Here is a 25,206-nt window from a genome sequence, read left to right on the forward strand (position 1 = left end):
TCGAGAAGATCACGGGGAGCATCGTCATGCCGGAAGTACTGTCCGTCCAACAGAAGTCCGCCCTGAGCCAGTTGGCGCCGGGTGAGCGGCTGCTGGCCCACGGAATCGTCGTCCCGGTGAAGAGTGCTGAAGGCATCAAGGTCAAGCCCGGCGTGATCGGCGGGAGGCTCGGCGACCATCTGATGCATCGGTTCGGCGCCGAGTCCGGTGATGCGATGAGCATTGCGGCGGCCATGCCGCCCACGTCCGGTGCGCTGCTGATGCGGGTGACGGACCAGCGGGTCGGCCTCGTACGGCACTTGGACGGCACCCCCGTCTGGGAGATTCCCCGTACCTGGGCCGCCCAGGTGGAGCGCCGCCCCCGCCTCCAGCTCATGGCTCGTTTCCGCGTCCACTACGCGGACGGTTCCTGGCTCGCCTTCCTCACCGCGCGCCGCCGCACGATCGAGGCATTCACCACCGCGCTGAACAACAATGGCGCCACCGACGGCAGCTGAGGCCGGACGCAATCTACGTCGGTCGAAGAGGCCTTGCCCATCTGGGCAGTCGACCGCGTGAGGAGATGGTCGCACCATGCCCGAGCACATATCCGTGCCCGAGCCCGACCCCGGGCTCTTCGGGCCGGACTCGGTCACCTGGCAGGTCCACTCCGATCCCATGATGTGGGTCGCCGGGATCCGGGCCCTCTACCTCCAGGCCCTGCATCCGCGTGCGGTCCGCGGTGTCATGGAGAACTCCGACTTCCGCAACGACGCCTGGGGCCGTCTCAGGCGGACCGCCGGCTTCGTGGGGACCACCACCTACGGCACGACCGAGGTGGCCGAGAAGGCGGGTGCCCGGGTGCGGAAGATTCACCGGATGCTCAAGGCGACCGACCCGGGGACGGGGGAGCGCTACGGCGTCGACGAGCCCGGGCTGCTGCTCTGGGTGCACTGCGCGGAGATCGACTCCTACCTCCACGTCGTACGGCGTTCGGGGTTCCCGCTCACCGACGCGCTGGCCGACCGGTATGTCGACGAGCACCGGCAAAGCGCCCGTCTCGTGGGGCTCGACCCCGCCGAGGTGCCCGCGTCGACGGCCGACCTCGCCGCGTACTTCGAGAGGGTGCGCCCCGAGCTCGCCGCCGGGACCGACGCCCGCGCCGTCGACGACTTCCTGCGGTGCCCGCCCACGCACCCGCTGCTCGTTCCGGCGCGCGCCCTGCTGTGGCGGCGCGTGGCGAATCTGGCGTACGCCTCCCTGCCGCCGTACGCCCACGAGCTGTACGGAAGGGCCGCCCCACCGCCCACGACCGTCACCCGCCGCCTTGCCCTCACGGGCAGCGTCCTGCGCCGCATCCCCACCCGCGTACGCTGGCAACTTCCGCCCAAGCACATCCTGCGCGCCATGGCGAGGCTCGGTCCCGGCAGCCGCCCGGCCCCGTACAAACTCGACAGACGGAACGCCATACTGGACGGGCCGGGGAGGACGCAGCGAGGCAACGGGGGCGGCAGCAGGAGATGGCGGACACCAGGCTGATCCAGAGCCGATACCGGCTTCTGGATCTCATCGGCCGCGGCGGCATGGGCGAGGTGTGGCGGGCGCGCGACGAGTCGCTCGGCCGGCAGGTCGCCGTCAAATGCCTCAAGCCGATGGGGCCCCAGCACGAGGAGTCCTTCACGCGCGTGCTGCGCGAGCGGTTCCGCCGCGAGGCGCGCGTGGCGGCCGCGCTCCAGCACCGCGGCGTCACCGTCGTCCACGACTTCGGCGAGTACGACGGCGTGCTGTACCTGGTGATGGAGCTCCTCGAAGGCCACAACCTCAGCCAGCTCCTGGAGGACAACAAGCAGCACCCCCTGCCGGTCGCCGAGGTCGTGGAGATCGCCGAGCAGGTCGCCGCCGCCCTCGCGTACACCCACGAACAGGGCATCGTGCACCGGGACCTGAAGCCCGCGAACATCATGCGGCTCGCCGACGGCACGGTGAAGATCTGCGACTTCGGCATCGCCCGCCTCGGCGAGGACATCGGCTTCACCTCGCGCCTGACCGGCACGGGCATCGCGATGGGCACGCCGCACTACATGTCGCCCGAGCAGATCAGCGGCGAGCCGGTCGACCAGCGCAGCGACCTCTACTCCTTGGGCTGTGTGCTCTACGAGATCGTCACCGGCGCCCCGCCCTTCGACATGGAGGACGCCTGGGCCGTCCTGGTCGGGCACCGCGACACCGCGCCCGAACCGCCCCGCGCGCACCGCGACGAACTGCCCGAGTACTTCGACCGGATCGTCCTCGACCTGCTCGCCAAGGAGCCCGGCGACCGCCCGCACGACGCGCGGGAGCTGGGCCGCCGCATAGCCGCGGGCCGCGCCTGCCTGCCGTACGCCCCGACCACCGCCGCACCGGCCGGACGCCACCCCGAGCCTCTGCCGTCCCACGAGCCCCGGCTGCCTTCCTGGACCCGCGGCATGACCACCGGGCACAAGGCGAGCGGTGCGTCCGTCCTGCGCACCACCCCGCCCGACGCGGCCGCGGGCCTGACCGGCGAGTGGATCCCGCGGGTCGACGCGCGCCGCTCCGCGGCCCCGCGCCACCCCGAACGGCCCGAGCCGCCGCCGGAAGTGGTCGCCACCCTCACCAGCCGCCACAACGCGGGACTCAGCCTGGGACGCCTCGGCCGCTGGGCCGAGGCGGGCGAGGTGCACCGCGCCGTCGCCGCCGAGCGCGAGCACGCCCTCGGCCCCGACCACCCCGACACGCTCGCCAGCCGGTACGAGGTCGGCTTCACGCTCTCCCGCACCGGCCGGGCCGCCGACGCGCTGCGCGAGTACGGCCGCGTCGCCCAGGGCAGGGAGCGCATGCTCGGCGCCGAGCACCCCGAGACGCTCGCCGCCCGCCAGGAGATGGCGTACGTACTGGGTCAGCTCGGCCGGCACTTCGAGGCCCACCAGACGTACACCGCGGTGCTCGCCGCCCGTGAGCGCACGGCGGGCCCCGACCACCCGGACACGCTGCGCTGCCGCCACAACCTCGCCTACAACCTGAGCCGCCTCGGCCGCCTGGAGGACTCCTACCGGCTGGCCGATGCGGTGGCCGCGGCGCGCGCCAGGGTGCTCGGCCCGGCCCACCCCGACACGCTCGTCACACGCTACGAAGTGGCATACGCGCTCGGGCAGTTGGGGCGCTGGCCCGAGGCCCTGCAGACCTACCGCGAAGTCGCCGACGCACGGGCGCGGGCCCTCGGCGCCGATCACCCCGACACGCTCGCCGCCCGCTACGAGGTCGGCATCAGCCTCGGCAGGCTCGGCCGCAGCGGGGAGGCGCTGGAGCTGTACCGCGACCTGATCGACGACCGCACGCGCGTCAACGGCCCCGCCGACCCCGAGACGCTGCGGGCCCGGCACGGTCTCGGCGTGAACCTGGGACGGCAGAGCCGCTGGGAGGAAGCGCTCGCGGAGGCCCGGGACGTGTGCGCCATCCGGGAGCGGGTGCTCGGCGCCGACCACCCCGACACACTGGTGAGCCGCCGCGAGGTCGCCGTCGGCCTCGGCTGGCTCGGGCGCTGGGCCGACGCGCTCACCGAATACCGCAAGGTCGCCGCGGCCCGCGAGCAGGTGCTCGGCGCGGACCACCCCGATGCCCTCGCGAGCCGCAACGACGAGGCGCACTGCCTGGAACAACTGGGCCGCGGCACGGAGGCCGTCGAGCTCTACCGCCGGGTGGCGGCGCTCCGCCAGCAGTGGGCCACCGGGGGGCACTGAACGGGCGGCCGGGCCGTCGGGCCCGGCCATGATCGCCACGCCTGCCCCGGCACGCGCCTCCCGACTCCCGGCCCTCCGTGCTAGGAAGAGCCATGCCCGATCGTGATGCGTACGACGCCGTCGTCGTCGGCGGCGGCCACAACGGCCTGGTCGCCGCCGCCTATCTCGCCCGCGCCGGGCGGTCCGTGCTGCTCCTCGAACGGCTCGGCGCGACCGGTGGCGCCGCCGTCTCCAGCAGGCCCTTCGCCGGGGTCGACGCGCGGCTCTCCCGCTACTCGTACCTCGTCAGCCTGCTGCCCAAGAAGATCGTCCGGGACCTCGACCTGAACTTCAGGGTGCGCACCCGCACCGTGTCCTCCTACACCCCGGCCGAGCGCGACGGACGCCCCACCGGCCTCCTCGTCGGGGGCGGCGAGGCCCGCACCAGGCAGGCCTTCGCACGGCTCACCGGCGGACAGCGCGAATACGACGCCTGGCGCGAGTTCTACGCCATGACCGGCGAAGTCGCCCGCCGCGTCTTCCCCACGCTCACCGAACCCCTGCCGAGCCGCACCGAACTGCGCGCCCGCGTCGACGACGACACCGCGTGGCGCACCCTCTTCGAAGAGCCCATCGGCACCGCGATCGAGGACCGCTTCGCCGACGACCTGGTGCGCGGCGTCGTCCTCACGGACGCCCTCATCGGCACGTTCGCCGACGCCCACGACCCGTCCCTGCGCCAGAACCGCTGCTTCCTCTACCACGTCATCGGCGGCGGCACCGGCGACTGGAACGTGCCCGTCGGCGGCATGGGCGCCCTCACTTCCGCCATCGCCGACTCGGCGCGGATGTCGGGCGCGCGGCTGCGCACCGGGTGCGAGGTCACGGGGATCGAGACGGATGGGCGGCGCGCCGAAGTGACGTACCGGACCGAGGGCGCCGAACACACCGCCTCCGCACGACACGTCCTGGTCAACGCCTCACCGGAGGGCCTCGCCGGGCTCCTCGGCGACGAGGCGCCCGAGCCCGCCGAAGGCGCCCAGTTCAAGGTCAACATGCTGCTCGACCGGCTGCCGCGCCTGCGCGACACGTCCGTCGACCCGCGCGAGGCCTTCGCAGGGACCTTCCACATCGCTGAGGGGTACGAGGAGTTGGCGACCGCGTACGCCCAGGCCGCCGCCGGCACGCTGCCCACCGCGCCGCCCTCCGAGATCTACTGCCACTCGCTCACCGACCCCACCATCCTCGGGCCCGACCTCGTCGAACGCGGCTGCCAGACCCTCACCCTCTTCGGTCTGCACACACCGGCACGGCTGTTCGCCGACGACCACGACACCGCGCGCGCCGAACTCCTGAAGTCCACCCTCGCCCAGCTCGACGCGCACCTCGACGAGCCGATCGCCGACTGCCTGGCCCTCGACGCGCAGGGCCGCCCCTGCATCGAGGCGAAGACCCCGCTGGACCTGGAGCGGGAGCTCCGACTGCCCGGCGGCAACATCTTCCACCGCGACCTCGCCTTCCCCTACGCCCAAGAGGGCACCGGCCGTTGGGGCGTGGAGACCTCGCACGCCAACGTCCTGCTGTGCGGCGCGGGCGCGGTGCGCGGCGGCGGCGTCAGCGGCATCCCCGGTCACAACGCCGCGATGGCGGTGCTGGAGCCGGAGGCCGGTCAGAAGTAGCGCGTGAACGGGGTCGCGTCCACGGAGAACAAGCCGTCGAAGGGGCTGTCCAGTTGGTAGATGAGGAGGACCGTGAAGGCGATCAGGCCGGACAGGCCCATCACCATCACGACGTGGGTGAAGCTGCGCTGCACGCCGAACATGAACATGAAGGCGATGGTGAGGACGCCGCCGACGATCAGACCGAACCAGATCACCGGCGACAGCTGTTCCGTGGAGTCGGCCTCACGTCCGCGGCGCGCCTCGTCCAGCGTGCTCAGCTGGGCCAGCGTCTCCTGGGCCGTCGCCTGCTGGGCCGGAGTGGCATCGGCCGGCACCTGACCCGTCGCGCGCACCTTGTCGAGCAGCTGCCAGCCCGTCGTGCCGAGCGGGGCGCGCTCGGCCATGGCGGGCCACTCCGTTTCGGTGACGTGCCGGATGTACGACTCGATCTCGCCGCGCATCCGGTCGGCCTGCCCGGCGGGCAGGCCCGCCGCGAGCAGATGGATCTGGTGCGCGGCACTGGCCTCGGTGGCGGCGTGATCCTCGGCGCCCGAGCGGGCGTCCCACACCGACACCAGGGCGAGGCCCAGGACGAGGGCGTACAGGACGCTGACCATCATCGAGATGTACTCGGCGACGTCCTCGCGGGGTTCCTCGTCCGGTCGCAACGGCCAGAACTTGTGTTTGAGCAGGACGGCCGCCGCGGCGAGCAGGGCGACGCCCAGGACGATGGCGAAACTCTCGATCATGGGCGGTCCCGATTCGTTGCGGCACGGTCAGAGTCTGCGGGAGCCGAACACGGCGGCCGCGATGGCTGCGGGGAGGAGGATGAGGAACAGGGCGGCCAGCATGCCCAGTCCTGTGGGGGTACGGTCCCGCCGGATGAAGCGGCTGGCCAGGGAGCGCCGTGGCTCGGTTTGCCGTTGGGTAAGTGACTCGTTCTTCTTCGGCGGCCGAACCGGCTTTTGGGCCACGCCCGGGGGGACTACGCCTGGTGGAACTACGCCTGGTGGGACTACGCCCGGTGGGACCGCGCCCGGTGGGACCGCGCCCGGGGGGACTGCCCCCGGGGGAACTGCGCCCGGTGGGACCGCGCCTGGCGGAACTGCGCCCAGTGGGGCCACGCCCGGTGGCACGGCGCCCGGTGGCACCGCGCCCGGCGGGACCGCACCCAGGGGAACCGCGCCCGGCAAGACCACCCCCGGAGCCAGTCCCGGCCCGGGCGGCGGAGCGGGCCCGATCGGACCGATCACCGGCGCCGCGATGCCCGGCGGAGGCGGTGGCAGGGGGAAAAGGGTGATGAGAGGAGGTCCGGGAAGCGGTGGTGCCACGCGTGGCCGTACCGGGGGCGGCACGGCGGGTGGGCGCCGCGGTGCCACGGCCGCCGGCCGGAGAGGCTGCGGCGCGCGAACGACGGGCGGCGGCGCGCGGAGCGTGAACCGCGCCGAGGAACGTGCCGTCAGCCGCGGGGGTGCCACGGCACCGCCGCGGGCGTCGAGGGTGCGGAGCAGGTCGCTGCCGTCGGCCTGCCCCCGGCTCTCGTAGGTACCGGGCGCGCGTCGCACCACGGCGACACACGTGGCCCGCGCGCCCGGGGCGAGATGGGCCACGACCGGCTGCGCGGCCCCCGCACAGCCGATCCGCTCCGCGGGCAGCGCCGGGTCCGTGACATGTACGCCGTGGACGGGCTTGTTGCCGTGGTTGGCCACGACGTAGCGGACCTCCGCCCGATCCGGTCCCGTGACGACCACCGCCTCCGTCAGGCCCAGGGACGCGCCGACCCCGGCGTATCCCGAGCGTGCGGTCGCCTGCACCACCGCGCGCAGGTAGGGCTGCTGTCCGACCGCCCGTACGTCCCCGACCCAGGAGCCCGGACGCGCGGCCGCGGTCGCCGTGCACTGGGCCGAGCGCAGTCCCGTCAGCATCGGCACGCGGTCGAGACCGCCCGGGCAGCGGATCGCGGCGCCGGGCATGGCGGGGTCCCGCACCCGTACGTCGTGCAGGTCGGCGCCACCGCGGTTGATCAGCCGGTACGACTTCACGACCGCGGCACCGGTCCGGATGCCGGGATCGAGGGCGCCGAGACCGGGGCGGGTGTTGACCGTGACCTCCAGGGCGAGTCCGTTCGCCGTGGGGCCGTCGGCGGCGGAGGGCCCGGCGGCCGACCAGCAGCCGCCGGTCAGGAGAAGGACGACCAGCAGCCACCGCGCCCGGGCCGATCCCGCGCCCACTCTCCCGATGATCACACCGGGATGCTGGTACGGGACGTCCCGGCCGTCGACCCCGGCACGCGCGCACGCTCGGTGATTCACCTGAGCGGCGGCAGCGGCCCTGCCGACCGGCACGGGGGCAGGTCTACTGCTGGGAGTGACCCTCAGGGAAGAGGTGGCGGGGATGACAGCCCGGGCAGCCGACGCGGTCGGCGAGGCGACCCCCGTACGGGGAGAAGAACCCGTACGGCAGGAGCACCTCGTACGGAGGCAGCATCCCGTACGGCGGGACCAGCTGGAGCAGACCGATCCCGAGCTGCTGATCGCGGCCTCGATCCTGCTCGCGGACGCCGCACTCGCCGCTCGCAGGACCGGCGCCGAACTCACCGTGGCGGGCGCGAGCTGGCGGGTCGGTATGCAGGCGCTGCGGCGCCCCGCCTGGGCTCTGGGCACCGCGCTGTCCGCGGCCCGCGCGATGTCCAACCCCGCGGGGCTCGGGCTCGCCGCCAACGGCGGCCTGGTCGGTGAGACAGTCCGGTCCCTGGGAGCCGTGGCGCGCCGGCGGCCCGCCTGCGTCGCCATGGCCGTGGACGCCTTCGCGATGCGCATCGAGGCCGCCGCCCGTGAACACCCGAGCCTCGCGGCGCCGCTCGCCAAGCGGCTCACCAACGCCGTCGTCGCGGGGCGCAGAATCGAAGCGCTGCGCGCCGCGCGGGAGTTGGTGGACCTCCTCGGCGTCACCCGCACCCTGACCACCATCAGCCCCGTGGTCATGGAGCTGCTCGCGCTGGCCGGACTGCTCGACGAGAACCCGACCAACGACAGCTTCGCCTGGGTCACCCTGACCGGCGGAGTGCCCACCACCGACCCGCTGTTCGGCCTGCCCTCGATCCTGATCCGGCACCTCAACCCGGGCCCCGGGCGGGCCGAGCGCTGCGACGCCGACGCGATGCTGGCCCGCGTCCTGGCCCGGTCCGGCAACGACGTCGTCCGCTACATCGACGACATCTCCGCTCTCGGCAACCACGGGCTCGCCCTGCTGCGGCGGGTCGACTGCACGGACGGCGCCACGCGGTACGTACTGCTGCTGCCCGGCACCAGCTTCGGACGGCTGAACAACGGCACCCCGCAGGATCTCGTCGGAGCGTTCGACGCGCTGCTGCGCACCGACACCACGTACAGCCGCTCCGCCCGGCAGATGCTGGTGCGCGCGGGCGTGCCCGAGGGCGCCGAGCTGATGATCGTCGGGCACAGCCTCGGCGGCATCACCGCCATGAACCTGGCCTGCGACCTGGACTTCGTGTCCACCTACCGGCTCACCCATGTGCTCGCCGTCGGCTCGCCCATCGACACCAAACGTCCCGTCGACCCCACCACGCAGGTGATCAGCCTCGTCAACGAACACGACGTGATCCCCGGCCTCGACGGGCGCGGCCCGGCCTCCGCGAACGACACCCCGGCCAGCTGGGTCGAGTGCACCTGGCTGGACGAGACGTACGACTACCCGCTCTCGCACGCCCCGCAGGCGTACGCCGACACCCTGCGCAGAGGCGAGGTGCCGTATCGCGACCGCGTCAACGAGCTCATCACCCGCTACGACGGCGAGATCGTCGGCAACCAGCCCTACCTGGTGCGCGACAAGTGACGTCGCGGGCCAGCAGACCCTCCGAGGGAGACCGGCGATGAACGCCAGTGACACCACGACCGCTGCCCGCCGCCCGCCAAAGGCCTGGCCCCTGGAGAGCGCCCTGATCAGCGCCGCGCTCGCGGCACAGCGCGTGTCCTGGATCGACGCCCCGGCACGCGCCCTCGGACTCAAACCGTTCACCCGGCAGCACCTGACCCGGCAGGTCCTGGCCCAGTTGCGGCGCACCGCGGGCGGGCGGCCGACCCGGCTGCGCACCGCCTTCGGCACCTTCCTGATGCCGCTGAACGCCGACGACGCCACGGGCCTGATCGACCGGGCCGAAGAAGCCGGGGCCCGGGGCACCGTCACCGCCCTCACCGCACAGGGGCGCCGCCTGCGGGTGACACCGCACGCGGCGCTGCCCGTCGCCCTGGGCGCGGTGCGCGCCCAGGTGCGGGAAGCCGTCGCCCGGGAGGCCGCCGAGATCTACGCGGCGCGCCGCACGGACGGCGGCGTCGCCCGCGACGACTGGTGTGCGCTCACGGCGCGCCTCGCCCGGCGGATCGTCCTCGGGGACGACGCCGCCGACGACAGCCTGATCAGCGCCATCCTCGAAGCCGTCGCCCAGGCGGACGACAGCACCGAGTACGCGGCCCGTGCCGCCGCGCTGCGCCGGCGTCTCGACGCGTACGTCCACGCCGCGCACCCGGCCGGACTCGCCGGGTCGGTCCGCGACGAGGTCGCCGACGACACCAGGGACGCCGCCGTCGAGGACACCAGGGGCGCCATCGCCGAGGACACCAGGGACGCCGTGGTCGAGCACGTGCTGGAGACCCTCACCCGGGCCCTCGCCGACACCGTGCCGCAGGCCCTCGCGCTGCTGACGGTGCAGCCGCTGATGCCCGCCACCGACCGCACCGAGCGGGCCGTGGGCGAGGCACTGCGCCGCTATCCGCCGCTGGCGGCCAGCCTGCACGAGGTCCGCGCCCCCTTCACCTGGCACGGCACGGCGGTCGACGCCGGCACCGAGATCCTGTGCGCGACCGCCTGGCTGCGCGACCTGGAAGAGGCGCAGGGGCACGGCAGCCACGACCCCTCGGCCTCTCTGTGCGCGGCGCCGGGACCGTGCGCCGCCGCCGAACTCGCCGTTCTCACCGCCACCGAACTCGTCCGCGCCCTCACCCGGCACGGAGAACCGGTCGTCCTCGCCCCGCACCTCACCCCCGACGCGCTGCCGGCCGACCTGCCCGCCGCGTCCCTCCGCCTCGCCCTCGCGGACGACGCGCACGCGGCGGCCGACCTGGCCGCCCGCCCCGTGGCCGACGGGTACGTGGCGCCCGCGGCCGGACAGAGTCCCGCCCACTACGCCGCGTTCACCGAGGCAGGCGCCTGCAGCCTGGAGGAGCACGCCAGGAAACTCACCGACTGCGCACGGCAGTCCGGCTGGAACCATGACGCGTTCGGTGAACAGTGCCGGATGACGCTCCTCGCCCACGCCGAGCGCTGCACCCGGGCGGCCGCCGACGCCCGCCGGGCCGCCGAATGGCTCGCCAACTGAGAGCCTGTCTTTGACGTCTACCAGAACGGCGTCGCCCTGCGGCGCCGGTCCCGGTCGACCATGCCCTGGACCGTGAACCACGCCTCGTCGCACAGCTGCCGCGCGGCCGCCGACCGGGTGGCGAAGGACGCGGCTCCGGCCGGGGCCGGGATCGGTTGGCCGATGCTGATCCGCCACTTGAAGGGCAGCGGCAGCGGAGTGGTCACCGGGAAGTACGGCAGGCCGAACCGCCGGGCCAGCGTCCGGATCTCGCCGAGTTTCGGGTACGTCTCCTCGGCACCCACGATCGACACGGGCACCACCGGTACGCCGGTCCGTACCGCGGTGACCGCGAAGCCGGGGCTGAAGGGGCGCAGCCGGTAGCGCTGCGAGAAGTGCTTGGCGACCCCGTCGAGCCCTTCGGGGAACACGGCGACGAGGTGCCCCGCCGCCAACCGGTCCCGGCCCAGCGTCGGATCGTCGGTGAAGATGGAGTGCCGTCGGGCGTAAGCGGCCAGGGTCGGCAGACGGAGGACCACGGGGTCGGCGTAGACGTGCACCGGTCTGCGCAGTTCCCGGTGCAGGAGCTTGTGCAGGACGAATGCGTCGAGGCCCCAGGCGCCGGAGTGGTTGGCGACCACGAGTGCGGGCCCCGAGCGCGGGATGTTCTCCAGGCCCGACACCTCGACGCGGAGGTAGTCGTCGGCGAGCCACCCCAGTACGCCGTCCAACAGGTCGATGCCGAGGTCGTCCAGCGGGCCGGTCGAGGCGTCGTTCCGCGGTCCCGCATTCGCTTCGGTCATAAGGTCCCACTTTCAGATGAAAATGGGTTACCGCAAGACTAAAGGTGCCATTGGGGTGGTCTCTCTTCCTAGCGCCCGATTTCCGGGTGCCGCTCAGGAAAGGCCCGCCATGAGTATCTCTGCGTCACCCGCGACCGCGGATCTGATCACCGGCCTGCTCATCGACAGGTTCGACGTCGCCCCGGCCGCCGTGCGCCCCGACGCGCGTATGACCGAACTGCTCGTCGACTCGCTGATGGTCGTCGAGATGGCCATCACGCTCAAGGATGAACTGGGTGTCGACGCCACCGAGGACGAGCTGCGGGAGATCACCTTCGCCGAGTTCACCGCCCGCGTCGACGAGCGCCGCGCCGGATGACGCGGGACGCCACCGCCGCGGTGACCGGCCTCGGCCTGGTGACCGCGGCAGGGCACGACACGGACAGTACCTGGGCCGCGGTCCGTGCGGGGCGCGCGAGTGCCAGGCCCGACCCGGAACTTCGGGAGCTGCCGGTCTCCCTGAGCTGCCGCGTCGACGGAGTGGACGGGCTGCGCCCCCGGCAGCCCGGCGCCGCGCACCTCGATCCCGCGGCCCGTATGGGCCTGGCAGCCGTCGCCCAGGCCCTGGACGCCGCCAAGCTCGACCCGGCGGAGTGGGATCCGACCCGCGTCGCCGTCGTCACCGGCTGCTCCTTCGGCGGGATGCACACCCAGCGGACCGCCGCCTCGCGCCTCGCGTCGGACGGCCCGGAGCGTGTCTCCCCGTACTTCCTGACCGGCTACCTGCCCAACATGGTGTGCGCCGCCATCGCCCTGCACCTCGGCGTGACCGGGCCGGCCCTGAACGTCGCGACCGCGTGCGCCTCGGGGGCCACCGCCCTCGGTACGGCCCGTGACCTGCTCGCCTCCGGCCAGTGCGACATCGCCGTGGTCATCGGCGCCGACGCGGCCGTCACCCCTCTCGTCGTGACCGGCTTCGCCCAGCTCCGCGCGCTGTCCGACCGGTGCTCGCGCCCGTTCGACCGGGCCCGCGACGGCTTCGTCATCGCCGAGGGCGCGGGCGCCCTGGTCCTGGAGCGCCCCGCGCACGCGGCCGCCCGCTCGGCGCCCGGGCTCGCCCGGCTCATCGGATACGGGGCGAGCAGCGACGCCCATCACCTCGTGGCCCCGCACCCCGAGGGCCGCCACGCCGAGCGGGCCCTGCGTGCCGCGCTCGCCGAGGCGGGCGTCGCCCCCGCCGACGTCGGTCACGTCAACGCACACGGCACGTCGACACCGCGCGGCGACGCGATGGAGGCGGCGCTCCTGGCCCGCGTCCTCCCGCACCGGCCGCCCGTCACCTCGGCCAAGGGCAGCCTGGGCCACACGCTCGGCGCGGCCGGCGCGGTCGAGGCCGCGCTGACGGTCCTCGCACTCCGCGAGAACCTCGTCCCGCCCACGGCCGGGCTGGCCGACCCGGACCCGGCCCTCGACATCGACGTGGTCGCCGACCGCGCCCGGCCCCTGTCCTCGGACATCGCCGTCAGCAACTCGTTCGGCTTCGGCGGGCACAATGCGGTCGTGGTGCTGGCCCGGGAGTGAAGGTGAAGACGATCCGGTAGTCCCATGCTCCGGTGAAACCGAGTGGATCTGACACCGCATCAGAAAATCTCTTCCCTCGTCCGGGCCGCTGCGGCATCCTGCGCCCATGCAGACGGAGTTGAGCAGGAGACTGGGAGTCGAGCACGCCATCTTCGGTTTCACGCCGTTCCCCGCGGTGGCCGCCGCCATCAGCAGGGCGGGCGGATTCGGGGTGCTCGGCGCGGTCCGCTACACGGCGCCCGACGAGCTGGCCAGGGACCTCGACTGGATGGAGAAGCACATCGACGGGAAGCCCTACGGGCTCGATGTCGTCATGCCCGCCAAGAAGGTCGAGGGCGTCACGGAGGCCGACGTAGAGGCGATGATTCCGGAGAGCCACCGGCAGTTCGTGCGGGACACCCTCGCCAGGCACGGCGTGCCCGAACTCGCCGAGGGCGAGGCGTCGGGCTGGCGCATCACCGGCTGGATGGAGCAGGTCGCCCGCAACCAGCTGGACGTCGCCTTCGACCACCCGATCAAACTCCTCGCCAACGCGCTCGGTTCACCCCCGGCCGACGTCATCCGGCGCGCCCACGACCACGACGTCCTCGTCGCGGCCCTCGCGGGCAGTGCCCGGCACGCCCGCAAGCACGCGGATGCGGGCATCGATGTCGTGGTCGCCCAGGGGTACGAGGCGGGCGGTCACACCGGTGAGATCGCCTCCATGGTGCTCACCCCCGAAGCCGTCGACGCCGTCGCGCCGCTGCCGGTGCTCGCCGCCGGGGGCATCGGCAGCGGACAGCAGATCGCGGCCGCGCTCGCGCTCGGCGCGCAGGGCGTGTGGCTCGGGTCGCTGTGGCTCACCACTACGGAGGCCGACCTGCACTCGCCCGCTCTGACCCGGAAACTCCTCGCGGCCGGTTCCGGTGACACGGTCCGCTCGCGTGCTCTCACGGGCAAGCCCGCACGCCAGTTGCGTACGGAGTGGACCGACGCCTGGGACGACCCGCAGGGCCCCGGCACGCTGCCGATGCCGCTGCAGGGGCTGCTGGTCGCCGAGGCCGTCTCGCGCATCCAGAAGTACGAGGTGCAGGAGCTGCTCGGCACCCCGGTCGGGCAGATCGTCGGCCGGATGAACAGCGAACGCAGCGTCCAGGCCGTCTTCGACGATCTGACGCGCGGTTTCGAGCGCGCCGTCGACCGGGTCATCCGTATCGCGGGAAGGGGAAGGCAGTCGTGAGCACACCCCCGAATGGATTCTGGGCCCAGGCGTCGGCCGACCCGGGCCGCACCGTCCTCGTGGCGCCGGGCGGCGAGGAGTGGACGGCCCGCCGGCTGCACGGCGACGTCAACCGGCTGGTGCGCGGGCTGCGCGCCGCGGGCCTGGAACGCGGTGACGCGTTCGCCGTGGTGCTGCCCAACGGCGTGGAGTTCCTCACCGCGTATCTCGCCGCGTCCCAGGCGGGCTTCTACCTCGTCCCCGTCAACCACCACCTGGTCGGCCCCGAGATCGCCTGGATCGTCGCCGACTCCGGCGCCAAGGTGCTCATCGCCCACGAGAGGTTCGCCGACGCCGCGGTGGCGGCGGCCGACGAGGCGGGCCTCCCGGCGAGCCATCGCTACGCCGTCGGAAACGTGCCCGGCTTCCGCGCCTACGCCCAACTCCTCGACGGGCAGCCCGATTCACCCCCCGCCGACCGCACGCTCGGCTGGGTCATGAACTACACCTCGGGCACGACCGGCCGCCCGCGCGGCATCCGCCGCCCCCTGTCGGGCAAGCTGCCCGAGGAGTCCTACCTCGGCGGCTTCCTCGGCATCTTCGGGATCAAGCCCTTCGACGGCAACGTTCATCTGGTCTGCTCGCCGCTCTACCACACGGCGGTCCTCCAGTTCGCGGGCGCCGCCCTGCACATCGGCCACCCGCTGGTCCTCATGGACAAGTGGACGCCGCAGGAGATGCTGCGCCTCATCGACGCCCACAAGTGCACGCACACCCACATGGTCCCGACCCAGTTCCACCGACTGCTCGCGCTGCCGGACGCCACGAGGGCCGCGTACGACGTGTCCTCGATGCGGCACGCCATCCACGGCGCCGCCCCCTGCCCCGACCATGTGAAGCGCGCCATGATCGAGTGGTGGGGCGAGTGCGTCGAGGAGTACTACGCGGCCAGCGAGGGCGGCGGCGCGTTCGCCACCGCACAGGACTGGCTGAAGAAGCCCGGCACGGTCGGAAAGGCCTGGCCCATCAGCGAGCTGGCCGTCTTCGACGACGAAGGGAACCGCCTGCCGCCCGGTGAACTCGGCACCGTCTACATGAAGATGTCCACCGGCGGCTTCTCGTACCACAAGGACGAGGCGAAGACGGAGAAGAACCGCATCGGCGACTTCTTCACCGTCGGCGACCTCGGTCTCCTCGACGAGGACGGCTACCTCTTCCTGCGCGACCGCAAGATCGACATGATCATCTCGGGCGGGGTCAACATCTACCCCGCCGAGATAGAGTCCGCGCTGCTCACCCACCCCGCGGTCGCCGACGCCGCCGCGTTCGGGATTCCGCACGACGAGTGGGGCGAGGAGGTCAAGGCGGTCGTCGAGGTCGCCGAAGGCAGGAGCGCCGACGACGCGCTCGCCGCCGAGATCCTCGGCCACTGCGAGCAGCGGCTCGCGGGCTACAAGCGGCCCAAGAGCGTCGACTTCATCGAGACGATGCCGCGCGACCCCAACGGCAAGCTGTACAAGCGGCGACTGCGCGAGCCGTACTGGGAGGGCCGGGAACGGGTGCTGTGAGGTGTGGGGTACGGGGGAGGGCTATCTTCGCCCCGCCCCCCCACGACAGTTCTAGTGGCGCTCGCGCACCCGCACCACCTCAAGTGCCGGGTCGCCGAGGATGTCCTTCTCGCAGAAGCGCGAGGTCACCCAGCGCTCCTTCGCGTACAGCTTCGTCTGGTCGCTGTAGTGCGGCGAGCGGGGGTTGGAGGACTGGGAGTACGACAGGAGGGTCCGCGCCTCGGGGCAGTGGCCGGCGGTCCAGCCGACCGCCTGGATGTGGCTCGACCCGTGGACGACTTCGGTGTAGCCCTTCTTGGCGTCCCAGTCGGCCTCGATCTTGTTCCAGACGCCGAGGGACTCCGTGCCGCCGGGGACCGGGAGGCGCTTGCCGCCGCGCACCACGTACTGGTTCCGGCCCAGGGGCGCGTCCAGGGCGATGTCCGCCGCGGCCAGTTCCGTCACCGCGTCGGCCAGCGCGGTCCGAAAGCCGGGCTGCGCGGTGTCGAGGGTGTTCGGGGTGCGCACCGGTTCGGCCGCCGAGAACGGGACCTTCCAGAGCCGCGCGTTCGGCACCGCCGCCGTCAGCTTCCGCCAGAAGCGGTCGAAGAGCAGGGCGCCGCGGCTGCCGGTGTCCATGGTGTGCTCCCAGCGGGCCAGCACGTCGCAGGCCTTGCGTATGTCAACAGCCTTGCCGTCGCTGCCTGTTGCGGTTCCGCCGGGCAGTGCGGCGCAGGCCTTCGCCGTGTCGGCGGCCGCGAGATCCGCCGCCGGTACGCGGTTCGCGAACTGCTGGTTCTGGAGGTCGCGGACCGTGAGCCCACCCTTCTCCGCCATCGCCGACACGTCCTCGACGGCGCCTCGGGTGCGCATCGAGCGCTGCGTGCCGATCGTGCCGAAGATCCGCTCGTAGCCGGTGACCGGCCGGTCGGCGTTGGTCAGCCAGGCACTGTCGTTGGAGTTCTCCGCGTACGGCGCGTCCTTGACGGTGGGCATCCGCGAGGGGCCGAAGATGCCGGGCTGCACCGCGTCCTCGTCGGAGCCGAGCGCGCACGCGCCCCGCGAACCGTCGAGCACGGCGACGCCCGACGCCGGGTAGGTGGCCCTGCCCAGCGGTGTGCTGCAGCGCTGCGCCAGGTCGTCGGTGATCCTGGGAAGCACCTGGGACTGGCTGAGCAGCGAATGGCCGTGGCGGTCGGCGGCGACGGTGTTCACCCAGGGCAGCCCCTGCGTCTCGCGCAGGGACTTGAGGATGCCCGCGGTGGAGCGGGCCTTGCCGAAGCCGAGGTCGGTGTCGCTGCCGCGCAGGTTCACGGCGTTGGGGTCGTTAAGCGCGTACGCCGTGGCCCTGGACCAGGGCAGCGGCAGCTGGGGGCCGAGCCCGGTCACGATGGGGCCGTAGCGGGTCCACCACTGTGTGCGGGTCACCGGGGTGCCGCCCTCGACCGGTACCGTGACCGTCCGCCTGGTCATCCTGTGCCGCTTGCCGTCCACCAGATAGGTGGTCGGGTCGGCCGGGTCCAGGGTGAGCTGGTGCAGGTTGAGGGTGACGCCGGTGGCGACCGTGTGGCTCCACGCCACGTCACCGTTGAAGCCGATGTTGACCACGCTCGTGCCGAGCAACGAGCCGCCGGAGACGTTCAGTTCACCGGGAATGGTCTGCTGCGACTGCCAGAAACGGCGCCCGCCCTGCCAGGGGTAGTGCGGGTTGCCGAGGAGCAGCCCCGTGCCGTTCGCGGTGGTCTTCCCGCTGAACGCGACGGCGTTGGAGCCCATGTCGGCGTCCTGCGTGGAGAACAGCTCGCGGGCCGCCTTCGCCGTGCGGCCGGGGTCGGGTATGCGGTGCGCGTCCTTCGTGCTCCCCGCCCCCGTCGCGCCCGGTGGCGTGGCGGCCGTGATGCCGTCGATGGCGCGCCCCTGCCCGCCGAGGACCTGTACGGCGAAGCCCTGCCGCGCCACGTCGAGAGCGGTGATCGGGCGCACCCAGTCGGCCTTCGCGCAGGCCGGGTCGGTGATGCGGTTCTGCTTCAGCCACGCGTTGTAGCCCGCGGCGAAGCCCCGCATGAGCTCCTTGGACCGGCGGTCCGGGCCGGCGGGGGCGGGGCGGTCGAGGAGCTTCTCCACCGTCCCGGCCTTCCGCACCCCGCTGAAGTACAGGTCACTGGCGAGGTTCGTGGACGCGGACGACAGCGCGGAACCGGGGGAGGCGTCGGCGCCGAAGTGCCGTGAGCGCTCGCCGCGGACGGTCACGTAGCCGTCGGCGAGCGTGCACACCTGATCGGCGGCCTGCGCCCAGCCGGTGCCGAAGCCGAGGTTCTCGTAGTCCTTGGCGAGGATGTGCGGAATGCCGTACTCGGTGTAGCGGATCGTGGCGTGCAGGCCGCCGCCGGACGGGTGGGCGCCTCGGGGCGTGGCCCCCGCGCCGGACGCGGGCAGCAGGGCCACCGCCGTCAGCAGAGTGATCGCCACGGCCGCCGGGCGTCTTGTGCGGATGCGCATCGTGCCTCCCAACTGGGGTCAGGGAAGGAGCGGTTGAGCGTACCAAGCGGTTGGTCACCTGTGGTCCCGCTCGACGCGCTCCGTGTGCCGGACCTTGACCGGGGCGGCGCGCGGCGCACAGGATCACGCCATGACGGGTGTACGCGACAACACGGTCGACGGAGTCCTCCGGCGCAGCGCGCGCCGCACACCGCTGCGCACGGCCCTGCGCTACGAGGAACGGTCCTGGACCTACCGCGAACTCGACGACGCCGTCTCGCGTGCGGCCGGCGCACTGCGTGACCTGGGTCTGGCCCGCGGCGACCGGGTCGCCGCCTACGCCCAGAACTCCGACGCCTACCTGATCGGCTTCCTCGCCTGCTCCCGGGCCGGGCTGATCCACGTGCCGGTCAACCAGAACCTGACCGGCGACGATCTCGCGTACATCGTCGGGCAGTCCGGCTGTTCGCTCGTGCTGGCCGATCCGGACCTCGCCGGGCGGCTGCCCGCGGGCGTGGCGGTCCTGGCCCTGCGGGACGCGGAGGGCTCGCTCCTCGCGCGGCTCGCCACGGCACCGGCGTACGACGGCGAGGGGTCCCGCGGCGACGACCTGGCGCAGCTGCTCTACACCTCAGGAACGACCGCACTGCCCAAGGGGGCGATGCTCTCCCACCGCGCCCTGGTCCACGAGTACGTCAGCGCGATCACGGCCCTGGACCTGCGTGAGACCGACCGGCCCGTCCACTCGCTGCCGCTCTACCACTCGGCGCAGATGCACGTCTTCCTCATGCCCTATCTGGCGGTCGGGGCCGAGAACACCGTCCTCGACGGGCCCGACGCCGAGCGGATCCTCGATCTGGTCGAGGCGGGCCGCGCCGACAGCCTCTTCGCACCGCCCACCGTGTGGATCGGGCTCTCGCAACACCCCGGGTTCGCCACCCGCGACCTCACGGCGCTGCGCAAGGCCTACTACGGAGCGTCCATCATGCCGGTGCCGGTCCTGGAGCGGCTGCGGGCCCGGCTGCCGGGGCTCGGCTTCTACAACTGCTTCGGGCAGAGCGAGATCGGCCCGCTCGCCACGGTCCTCGGGCCCGATGAGCACGAAGGGCGGATGGACTCCTGCGGGCGGCCCGTCCTGTTCGTCGAGGCACGCGTCGTCGACGAGGACGGACGCGAGGTGCCGGACGGCATCAGGGGTGAAGTCGTCTACCGCTCACCGCAGTTGTGCGAGGGCTACTGGGACAAGCCGGAGGAGACCGCGGAGGCGTTCCGTGACGGCTGGTTCCACTCCGGGGACCTCGCGGTGCGGGACGCCGAGGGGTACTTCACGGTCGTCGACCGGGTGAAGGACGTCATCAATTCCGGGGGAGTTCTCGTCGCGTCGCGGCAGGTCGAGGACGCGCTGTACGAGCACCCGGGCGTCGCCGAGGCCGCGGTGATCGGGCTGCCGGACGAGCGCTGGATCGAGGCGGTCACCGCCGTGGTCGTACGTGGCGACAAGGAGCTCACCGAGACCGGGCTCCTTGCCCACGCACGTGAGAGGCTCGCTCACTTCAAGGCGCCGAAGCGGGTGCTGTTCGTGGACGAACTGCCCCGCAACGCCAGCGGCAAAATCCTCAAGAGACAGCTGCGGCAACGTTTCGGCGCGAGCTGACGGGTGACGCGGGCCGGCCGCCCGCGTCAGGCCCTGGCGTGATGCCGCTCGCCGTTCTCACCGGAACCGGAACTGGTGCGGTCGGCCTCGTCCCGGACGAGCAGGGAGAGCAGCGAGGCGACGGCGAGGCCGGATTCGGCGGGGTGGCGCAGCACTTTGCCGGGATTGATCTGATACGTGTTGGTGCGCCCCTCCCGGGTGTGGGAGAGATAACCGTCCTGCTCGAGGTCGGCAATGATCTTCTGCACCGCACGTTCCGTGAGGCGGCAGTGGGCGGCGATATCGCGGATGCGGGCGTTGTGGTCGTCGGCGATGACCGCCAGTACGCGCGCGTGATTGGTGAGAAACGTCCATCCGGTGTGTGACTCGGGCACTCCATCCATGCCCCAACTCTAGGACGAGAAATACGTGGTTTCAAAAACACGTACGCTGTTTCCGGTATTAGTTGACGTGTGTGCGGGGTTGCGTGCAGCCTAGGAGCGGCGGTAGGCAGCGAGGAGAGGAAGAGGCCATGCCGGAGCCCGCGTTCCCTCACGACCCCTTCGCGGGACAGGGCCCCTCTGTAGAGGAGGGCAACGGGCACGGACGCACACCGGTGCCGCTTCCGACACCGCCGCCGTCCGTCTCGTCGGCCACACCGCGCGACGCCGTGCCGGGTGGCGGCAGGCGAACCGTGGCGGTACGGGGCGATCTCGATCTCGACGCGGCCCAACGGATCCGGTCCGAGCTGTACGTCGCGCTCAGCCACGCGGCCCGCGGCATCGACCTGGACCTGAGCGACGTGGAGTTCTGCGACTGCTCCGGCCTCAACCTGCTGCTCAGCCTCCGCCAACAGGCCGTGAAACAGGGCAAGACCGTCGCCATCGCCACCACGAGCCCCGCGGTGGAGCGGCTGTTCGACCTCACAGGGACCCGCGGCCTGTTCACCCCCGCCGCCCAGGCGGAGGCCTTGAACACCGCGTCCGCGCCCTCGGACGGAGCCAAGCCGCACACGGAATCCGAGCAGAATCTGCACACCGTCGTGGCCCAGCTGCGGCGGGCCATGCAGACCCGGCCGACCATCGACCTCGCCCGCGGAATCCTCATGTCGTCCTTCAACCTAAGTCCCGAGGCGGCCTGGGAGGTCCTGGTCACCGCCTCTCAGAACACCAACACCAAGCTGCACCTCCTGGCCGAGGACGTCGTGGGCACGGTCCAGGGAGGCGCCCTGTCCGACGCCGTGCGAAAGCAGATGGAAGCCGCGATCGCCAAGGTGAACACGGCCGCCTCCACGCCGTCCACGACGGCGAGCCCCGACCCGCCGGCCCCCGCGGCCGACCCCCCGCCCGCCACCGAACACGTCGCTCGACCCGTGGTGACGGGGCACACGCGCCGGCTCAGCCCCGCAGATCCACGATCCGTCTGAACTTGCCCAGAGACCGCTCCAGCGTCTCGGGGTCGACGATCTCCACGCCGACGGACACCCCGATCCCGTCCTTCACCGCCGCCGCGATCTCCTGGGCCGCTGCCGCGCGCCGCGCCGAGGGCGTGTCCGCCCGGGCCTCCGCCCGCACCGTCAGGGCGTCCATCCGGCCCTCACGGGTCAGGCGCAGCTGGAAGTGCGGGGCGATGCCCGCCGTACGCAGCACGATCTCCTCGATCTGGGTGGGGAAGAGATTGACGCCGCGCAGGATCACCATGTCGTCGCTGCGGCCCGTCACCTTCTCCATGCGCCGGAAGACCCGCGCCGTGCCGGGCAGCAGCCGCGTCAGGTCCCGCGTCCGGTACCGGATCACGGGCATGGCCTCCTTCGTCAGTGCCGTGAAAACCAGCTCGCCGCGCTCGCCGTCCGGCAGGGACTCGCCCGTGACCGGGTCCACGACCTCGGGGTAGAAGTGGTCCTCCCAGATGTGCAGCCCGTCCTTGGTCTCCACGCACTCCTGCGCGACCCCGGGGCCGATCACCTCCGAGAGCCCGTATATGTCCACGGCGTCGATCGCGAAGCGCTCCTCGATCTCGCGCCGCATCTCCTCGGTCCACGGCTCCGCGCCGAAGATGCCGACGCGCAGGGACGTCGTACGGGGATCGACGCCCTGCCGCTCGAACTCCTCCAGGAGCGTGAGCATGTACGACGGGGTCACCATGATGATCTCGGGGCGGAAGTCCTGGATCAGCCGCACCTGGCGCGCGGTCATGCCGCCGGAGGCCGGGATCACCGTGCAGCCCAGCCGCTCCGCGCCGTAGTGCGCGCCCAGACCGCCGGTGAACAGGCCGTAGCCGTACGCCACATGGACCTTGTCGCCGGGTCGGCCGCCCGCGGCGCGGATCGAGCGTGCGACCACGTCCGCCCACATCGAGAGGTCCTGCTCCGTGTAGCCGACGACCGTCGGCAGCCCCGTGGTGCCGCTGGAGGCGTGCAGCCGGCGCACCTCGGACTGCTCCACCGCGAACATGCCGAAGGGGTAGTTGGCCCGCAGGTCGTCCTTGGTGGTGAACGGGAACCGCGCGAGGTCGGCGAGGGAGCGGCAGTCGTCGGGGTGCAGCCCCGCCTTGTCGAACGCCGCCCGGTAGAACGGCACGTTCTCGTACGCGTGCAGCAGGGTGTCCTGGAGGCGTTCCAACTGCAGGGCCTCCAGCTCGCGGCGGCCGAGCCGTTCCGCCGCGTCGAGCAGTAGCGGCATGCGCGTCATAGGGAGTGCTCCCGTCCTGAACGGGCGACCGATCATTCGGTCGTCGATCTTCTGTGGACCTCAGTAATCCAGGCCCGGCAGTGGGCGTCAAGAGATCTCGCACCGCCGCTTTGAGCTGGGGCGCAAGGGCATGGGCCACCGTCATGGGCCACGCCCGCAACCGCGTTGCCCGGACCCGGCACCGGATGTGATGATCACCCCCATGCCGACATTCAGCGCGTACGACGGGACGGAGCTCGCCTACCACGAGAAGGGGGAGGGCGAGCCGCTGCTGTGTGTGCCGGGCGGCCCCATGCGCGCCTCCGTCTACCTCGGAGAGCTCGGCGGCCTCACCGCGCACCGCCGCCTCGTCCTGCTCGATCTGCGCGGTACGGGCGACTCCGCGGAGCCGGACGACCCGGCGACGTACCGCTGCGACCGGCTCGTGGACGACATCGAGGCGCTGCGCGAGCATCTGGGCCTCGACCAGGTCGACCTGCTCGGTCACTCCGCCGGCGGCGACCTCGCCACGCTGTACGCGGCCCGTCACCCCAAGCGGATCCGCGCCCTCGTCCTGGTCACCCCCGCCACGCTGGCCGTCGGTGGCGCCGTGACCGACGAGGACCGCAGCGAGGCGGCCGCGCTGCGCAAGGACGAACCCTGGTACCCGGCGGTCGAGACCGCGCTGCGGGAGATCGCCGAGGGCGGCGCGCCCAGCGCGGGCTGGGGGGTCATCGGACCGCTCATGTACGGCCGTTGGGACGCGCAGGCGCAGGCCCACCGGGACCGGAGCGCGGCCCAGAAGAACGCGGCGGCCTCCGAGGCGTACTACGGGGAGGCCTCCTTCGACCCGCCCGCGACCCGTGCCGCCCTCGCCACGATGACCGCTCCCGTGCTCGTCCTCGCGGGCGCCTACGACGGCGGCCCCAGCCCGGCGCGCGCGGCGGAGCTCGCGGAGCTCTTCCCCGGCGGCGTCTGCCAAGTGCAGCCGGGCGGCGGGCACTTCCCGTGGCTCGACGACCCGGAGTGGTTCGCGCGGCGGGTCGCGGGGTTCCTCGCGCAGGACTGAGAGCCTGTGTCGCATCCCCGGCCGGGCGGTCGTCGGGCGTGGGGCGTCCTCGGTGAGGCCCCCTGCTCGTACGATGACCGCCCGGCCGTGCGCGGTCGCCGGACGTCCGTCACCGATCCCCCGGGGGAACCGTCGTGCGCTTCGCCACCTCCACCCGTCGCCTGCTCACCGCCGGTGCGCTGACCGCCGCCCTGCTCGCGGGCGGCGGCCCGGCCCTCGCGGCACCCGGGCAAGCAGCCCCGGCCGCCCGGACCGCCGCGCCCGTGGGCCCCTACGGTCAACTGAGGCTCCTCGCCGCCCTGTCCGCGCAGCGTCTGGCCACCGCCGACCTCGTCGCGGCGGCCAAGTACGGCACGGACAGCCCCATCGACGACCCGGCCCGCGAGCGGGAGGTCCTGGCGGCGGTCGCCCGGCAGGCGGCCGAGGCCGGCGCCGATCCGGCGGTGACCGTACGGATCTTCCGCGACCAGATCGAGGCCAACAAGGCTGTCCAGCGCGGACTGTTCCGGCGCTGGGACGCCGATCCGTCCCAGGCTCCGACGGAGCGGCCCGACCTCGGCGAGGTCCGCAAGGAGATCAACCGGGTCAACGGCGAGCTGGTGCGGGGCATCGCCGTGTCCCCGGGCGCGCGGGCGGTGCCGTACTGCGAGGGAGTGCTGACCGTCGCCGCCGTACGCGTGCGGCACGCGGACCGTCTCGACGCCCTGCACTCCGTCGCCCTGGGCCGCGCGCTCGCGTCAGTCTGCGCGCACTGAGACGCGCGTCGCGTCGCGGGGGCTGCGGTAGGCGAACCACGGCATGCAGAACTGGGTGACGGTGCCGACCGCGACCGCGTACAGCACGGTTCCGGCCCCCACGGTCCCGCCGAGCAGCCAGCCGACGGCGAGCACGGCGAGTTCGATGACGGTGCGGACCCGCCGCAGCGAACGGCCGGTCACGGCGGCCGCGCCGGTCATCAGTCCGTCCCGGGGGCCGGGGCCGAAGCGCGCGCCCACGTAGACGGCGACGGAGAGGCCGTTGAGGACGACCCCGCCGACGAGCAGACCGGCCCGGGCGGGCAGTCCGAGGCCTTCGGGCAGGACGAGCAGGCCGACGTCGGAAGAGAGGGCCAGGACGGCGATGTTGGCGAAGGTGGCGAACGTCGGCCGCTGTTTCAGCGGGATCCACAGCAGCAGGACGAGCACGCCGAGGGCGGCACTGATCGTCCCGAAGCTGAGCGGCGTGCGGCGTTCGAGGCCCTCGTACAGAACACTCCACGGATTCACGCCGAGGGCCGCCCGGACCAGGACGGAGAGGCTGAATCCGTAGAGGGCCAAGCCGATGAGGAGCTGGGGCAGACGTCTCGCGGGGTGCTCGCGGAACGGGACGTACGAGATGTTCTGCCGCATGCGGGGTGGCCTCCGTGCCGGTGTGCGGGTGCGCGCTCCGAAGGGCGGTTCTCCGCCTCGTCAAAGCCATTGCGGCCACTCTGTAGAGTGATTGGCCTGGAAAACACAGC

At 72.6% G+C, this 25,206-nt stretch carries 20 protein-coding genes and 1 pseudogene; 14 read left to right on the plus strand and 7 right to left on the minus strand.

The annotated features are described in order from the left end of the window. Positions 1-26 precede the first annotated feature (26 nt). The 4 genes from ACFVYL_RS14850 to ACFVYL_RS14865 all read left to right on the plus strand — a co-directional run bounded on the left by ACFVYL_RS14850 (position 27) and on the right by ACFVYL_RS14865 (position 5,395). Positions 27-497, plus strand: coding sequence for a hypothetical protein (locus ACFVYL_RS14850; RefSeq protein WP_389715579.1), 471 nt, complete (start codon positions 27-29; stop codon positions 495-497). A 76-nt stretch (positions 498-573) separates the two neighbouring features. Next, on the plus strand, positions 574-1,518 hold the full coding sequence (locus ACFVYL_RS14855; protein ID WP_389715582.1) for an oxygenase MpaB family protein: 945 nt from the start codon (positions 574-576) through the stop codon (positions 1,516-1,518). Beyond that, positions 1,500-3,737 carry a tetratricopeptide repeat protein gene (locus ACFVYL_RS14860; RefSeq protein ID WP_389715585.1) on the plus strand — a complete coding sequence of 746 codons (2,238 nt, stop codon included), beginning with the start codon at positions 1,500-1,502 and terminating at the stop codon, positions 3,735-3,737. The genes ACFVYL_RS14855 and ACFVYL_RS14860 overlap by 19 nt, the downstream gene beginning before the upstream one ends. 92 nt (positions 3,738-3,829) lie before the next feature. Further along, positions 3,830-5,395 (plus strand): phytoene desaturase family protein, encoded by a 1,566-nt coding sequence (locus ACFVYL_RS14865; protein ID WP_389715587.1) that lies wholly within the window; start codon positions 3,830-3,832, stop codon positions 5,393-5,395. Here ACFVYL_RS14865 and ACFVYL_RS14870 read toward each other — a convergent pair. Together ACFVYL_RS14870 and ACFVYL_RS14875 are read right to left on the minus strand one after the other, a co-directional pair. Next, entirely contained in the window at positions 5,386-6,126 is a 741-nt protein-coding gene (locus ACFVYL_RS14870) for a hypothetical protein (protein ID WP_389715590.1), read from the minus strand. The two genes, ACFVYL_RS14865 and ACFVYL_RS14870, sit on opposite strands and share 10 nt — an antisense overlap. A gap of 27 nt (positions 6,127-6,153) precedes the next feature. Further along, entirely contained in the window at positions 6,154-7,623 is a 1,470-nt protein-coding gene (locus tag ACFVYL_RS14875) for a hypothetical protein (RefSeq protein ID WP_389715592.1), read from the minus strand. Positions 7,624-7,771: 148 nt separating this feature from the next. Here ACFVYL_RS14875 and ACFVYL_RS14880 point away from each other — a divergent pair, with 148 nt between their 5' ends. Both ACFVYL_RS14880 and ACFVYL_RS14885 read left to right on the plus strand, forming a co-directional pair. Continuing rightward, complete coding sequence (locus ACFVYL_RS14880) at positions 7,772-9,232, plus strand: hypothetical protein (RefSeq protein WP_389715595.1); 1,461 nt, start codon at positions 7,772-7,774, stop codon at positions 9,230-9,232. Between the two features lie 37 nt (positions 9,233-9,269). Then, entirely contained in the window at positions 9,270-10,772 is a 1,503-nt protein-coding gene (locus ACFVYL_RS14885) for a hypothetical protein (RefSeq protein WP_389715598.1), read from the plus strand. Between the two features lie 17 nt (positions 10,773-10,789). Here ACFVYL_RS14885 and ACFVYL_RS14890 read toward each other — a convergent pair whose 3' ends face one another. Next, positions 10,790-11,554, minus strand: a complete 765-nt coding sequence (locus ACFVYL_RS14890; protein WP_389715600.1) for a 1-acyl-sn-glycerol-3-phosphate acyltransferase — start codon at positions 11,552-11,554, stop codon at positions 10,790-10,792. Positions 11,555-11,663: 109 nt separating this feature from the next. Between ACFVYL_RS14890 and ACFVYL_RS14895 the strand changes: the two genes are divergently transcribed. From ACFVYL_RS14895 to ACFVYL_RS14910, 4 genes are all read left to right on the plus strand, one after another. Beyond that, positions 11,664-11,912: an acyl carrier protein gene (locus tag ACFVYL_RS14895; protein ID WP_389715601.1), complete on the plus strand. Its 249-nt coding sequence runs from the start codon at positions 11,664-11,666 to the stop codon at positions 11,910-11,912. Beyond that, complete coding sequence (locus tag ACFVYL_RS14900; RefSeq protein ID WP_389715604.1) at positions 11,909-13,114, plus strand: beta-ketoacyl-[acyl-carrier-protein] synthase family protein; 1,206 nt, start codon at positions 11,909-11,911, stop codon at positions 13,112-13,114. Before ACFVYL_RS14895 ends, ACFVYL_RS14900 begins: the two co-directional genes overlap by 4 nt. 106 nt (positions 13,115-13,220) lie before the next feature. Next, entirely contained in the window at positions 13,221-14,333 is a 1,113-nt protein-coding gene (locus tag ACFVYL_RS14905) for an NAD(P)H-dependent flavin oxidoreductase (protein WP_389715606.1), read from the plus strand. Then, positions 14,330-15,880, plus strand: coding sequence for an acyl-CoA synthetase (locus tag ACFVYL_RS14910; protein ID WP_389715609.1), 1,551 nt, complete (start codon positions 14,330-14,332; stop codon positions 15,878-15,880). The genes ACFVYL_RS14905 and ACFVYL_RS14910 overlap by 4 nt, the downstream gene beginning before the upstream one ends. Before the next feature lie 51 nt (positions 15,881-15,931). Here ACFVYL_RS14910 and ACFVYL_RS14915 read toward each other — a convergent pair whose 3' ends face one another. Further along, positions 15,932-18,358 carry a penicillin acylase family protein gene (locus tag ACFVYL_RS14915; RefSeq protein WP_389715610.1) on the minus strand — a complete coding sequence of 809 codons (2,427 nt, stop codon included), beginning with the start codon at positions 18,356-18,358 and terminating at the stop codon, positions 15,932-15,934. Positions 18,359-18,488: 130 nt separating this feature from the next. Between ACFVYL_RS14915 and ACFVYL_RS14920 the strand changes: the two genes are divergently transcribed. Further along, the gene (locus ACFVYL_RS14920; protein ID WP_389715612.1) at positions 18,489-19,991 is read left to right on the plus strand and encodes an acyl-CoA synthetase; all 1,503 of its coding nucleotides are present in this window, start codon (positions 18,489-18,491) and stop codon (positions 19,989-19,991) included. Between the two features lie 26 nt (positions 19,992-20,017). On the opposite strand, the gene ACFVYL_RS14925 is transcribed toward ACFVYL_RS14920, so the two are convergent. Then, positions 20,018-20,374 (minus strand): helix-turn-helix transcriptional regulator, encoded by a 357-nt coding sequence (locus ACFVYL_RS14925; RefSeq protein WP_389715613.1) that lies wholly within the window; start codon positions 20,372-20,374, stop codon positions 20,018-20,020. A gap of 128 nt (positions 20,375-20,502) precedes the next feature. Here ACFVYL_RS14925 and ACFVYL_RS14930 point away from each other — a divergent pair, with 128 nt between their 5' ends. Next, positions 20,503-21,396, plus strand: a complete 894-nt coding sequence (locus ACFVYL_RS14930) for an anti-sigma factor antagonist (protein ID WP_389715615.1) — start codon at positions 20,503-20,505, stop codon at positions 21,394-21,396. Here the strand turns inward: ACFVYL_RS14930 and paaK are convergent. Next, positions 21,368-22,651: a phenylacetate--CoA ligase PaaK gene (gene paaK / locus ACFVYL_RS14935; protein ID WP_389715879.1), complete on the minus strand. Its 1,284-nt coding sequence runs from the start codon at positions 22,649-22,651 to the stop codon at positions 21,368-21,370. The two genes, ACFVYL_RS14930 and paaK, sit on opposite strands and share 29 nt — an antisense overlap. A 211-nt stretch (positions 22,652-22,862) precedes the next feature. Between paaK and ACFVYL_RS14940 the strand changes: the two are divergent. Next, positions 22,863-23,696: pseudogene (locus ACFVYL_RS14940) on the plus strand (alpha/beta fold hydrolase); the annotation flags it as partial. Positions 23,697-23,842: 146 nt separating this feature from the next. Beyond that, the gene (aroQ, locus tag ACFVYL_RS14945) at positions 23,843-24,463 is read left to right on the plus strand and encodes a gamma subclass chorismate mutase AroQ (protein WP_389715618.1); all 621 of its coding nucleotides are present in this window, start codon (positions 23,843-23,845) and stop codon (positions 24,461-24,463) included. Here the strand turns inward: aroQ and ACFVYL_RS14950 are convergent. Next, on the minus strand, positions 24,446-25,096 hold the full coding sequence (locus ACFVYL_RS14950; RefSeq protein ID WP_389715620.1) for a YitT family protein: 651 nt from the start codon (positions 25,094-25,096) through the stop codon (positions 24,446-24,448). The genes aroQ and ACFVYL_RS14950 overlap by 18 nt on opposite strands. Positions 25,097-25,206 lie beyond the last annotated feature (110 nt).

It is taken from the genome of Streptomyces sp. NPDC058308, from assembly GCF_042880275.1.
Taxonomy (GTDB): domain Bacteria; phylum Actinomycetota; class Actinomycetes; order Streptomycetales; family Streptomycetaceae; genus Streptomyces.

Bases quoted from the DNA above. Each gene is read 5' to 3' on its own strand.
- ACFVYL_RS14850 (WP_389715579.1), top strand. From the start codon at position 27: ATGCCGGAAGTACTGTCCGTCCAACAGAAGTCCGCCCTGAGCCAGTTG.
- ACFVYL_RS14855 (WP_389715582.1), top strand. From the start codon at position 574: ATGCCCGAGCACATATCCGTGCCCGAGCCCGACCCCGGGCTCTTCGGG.
- ACFVYL_RS14860 (WP_389715585.1), top strand. From the start codon at position 1,500: ATGGCGGACACCAGGCTGATCCAGAGCCGATACCGGCTTCTGGATCTC.
- ACFVYL_RS14865 (WP_389715587.1), top strand. From the start codon at position 3,830: ATGCCCGATCGTGATGCGTACGACGCCGTCGTCGTCGGCGGCGGCCAC.
- ACFVYL_RS14870 (WP_389715590.1), bottom strand. From the start codon at position 6,126: ATGATCGAGAGTTTCGCCATCGTCCTGGGCGTCGCCCTGCTCGCCGCG.
- ACFVYL_RS14880 (WP_389715595.1), top strand. From the start codon at position 7,772: ATGACAGCCCGGGCAGCCGACGCGGTCGGCGAGGCGACCCCCGTACGG.
- ACFVYL_RS14885 (WP_389715598.1), top strand. From the start codon at position 9,270: ATGAACGCCAGTGACACCACGACCGCTGCCCGCCGCCCGCCAAAGGCC.
- ACFVYL_RS14890 (WP_389715600.1), bottom strand. From the start codon at position 11,554: ATGACCGAAGCGAATGCGGGACCGCGGAACGACGCCTCGACCGGCCCG.
- ACFVYL_RS14895 (WP_389715601.1), top strand. From the start codon at position 11,664: ATGAGTATCTCTGCGTCACCCGCGACCGCGGATCTGATCACCGGCCTG.
- ACFVYL_RS14900 (WP_389715604.1), top strand. From the start codon at position 11,909: ATGACGCGGGACGCCACCGCCGCGGTGACCGGCCTCGGCCTGGTGACC.
- ACFVYL_RS14905 (WP_389715606.1), top strand. From the start codon at position 13,221: ATGCAGACGGAGTTGAGCAGGAGACTGGGAGTCGAGCACGCCATCTTC.
- ACFVYL_RS14915 (WP_389715610.1), bottom strand. From the start codon at position 18,358: ATGCGCATCCGCACAAGACGCCCGGCGGCCGTGGCGATCACTCTGCTG.
- ACFVYL_RS14920 (WP_389715612.1), top strand. From the start codon at position 18,489: ATGACGGGTGTACGCGACAACACGGTCGACGGAGTCCTCCGGCGCAGC.
- ACFVYL_RS14925 (WP_389715613.1), bottom strand. From the start codon at position 20,374: ATGGATGGAGTGCCCGAGTCACACACCGGATGGACGTTTCTCACCAAT.
- ACFVYL_RS14930 (WP_389715615.1), top strand. From the start codon at position 20,503: ATGCCGGAGCCCGCGTTCCCTCACGACCCCTTCGCGGGACAGGGCCCC.
- paaK (WP_389715879.1), bottom strand. From the start codon at position 22,651: ATGCCGCTACTGCTCGACGCGGCGGAACGGCTCGGCCGCCGCGAGCTG.
- ACFVYL_RS14950 (WP_389715620.1), bottom strand. From the start codon at position 25,096: ATGCGGCAGAACATCTCGTACGTCCCGTTCCGCGAGCACCCCGCGAGA.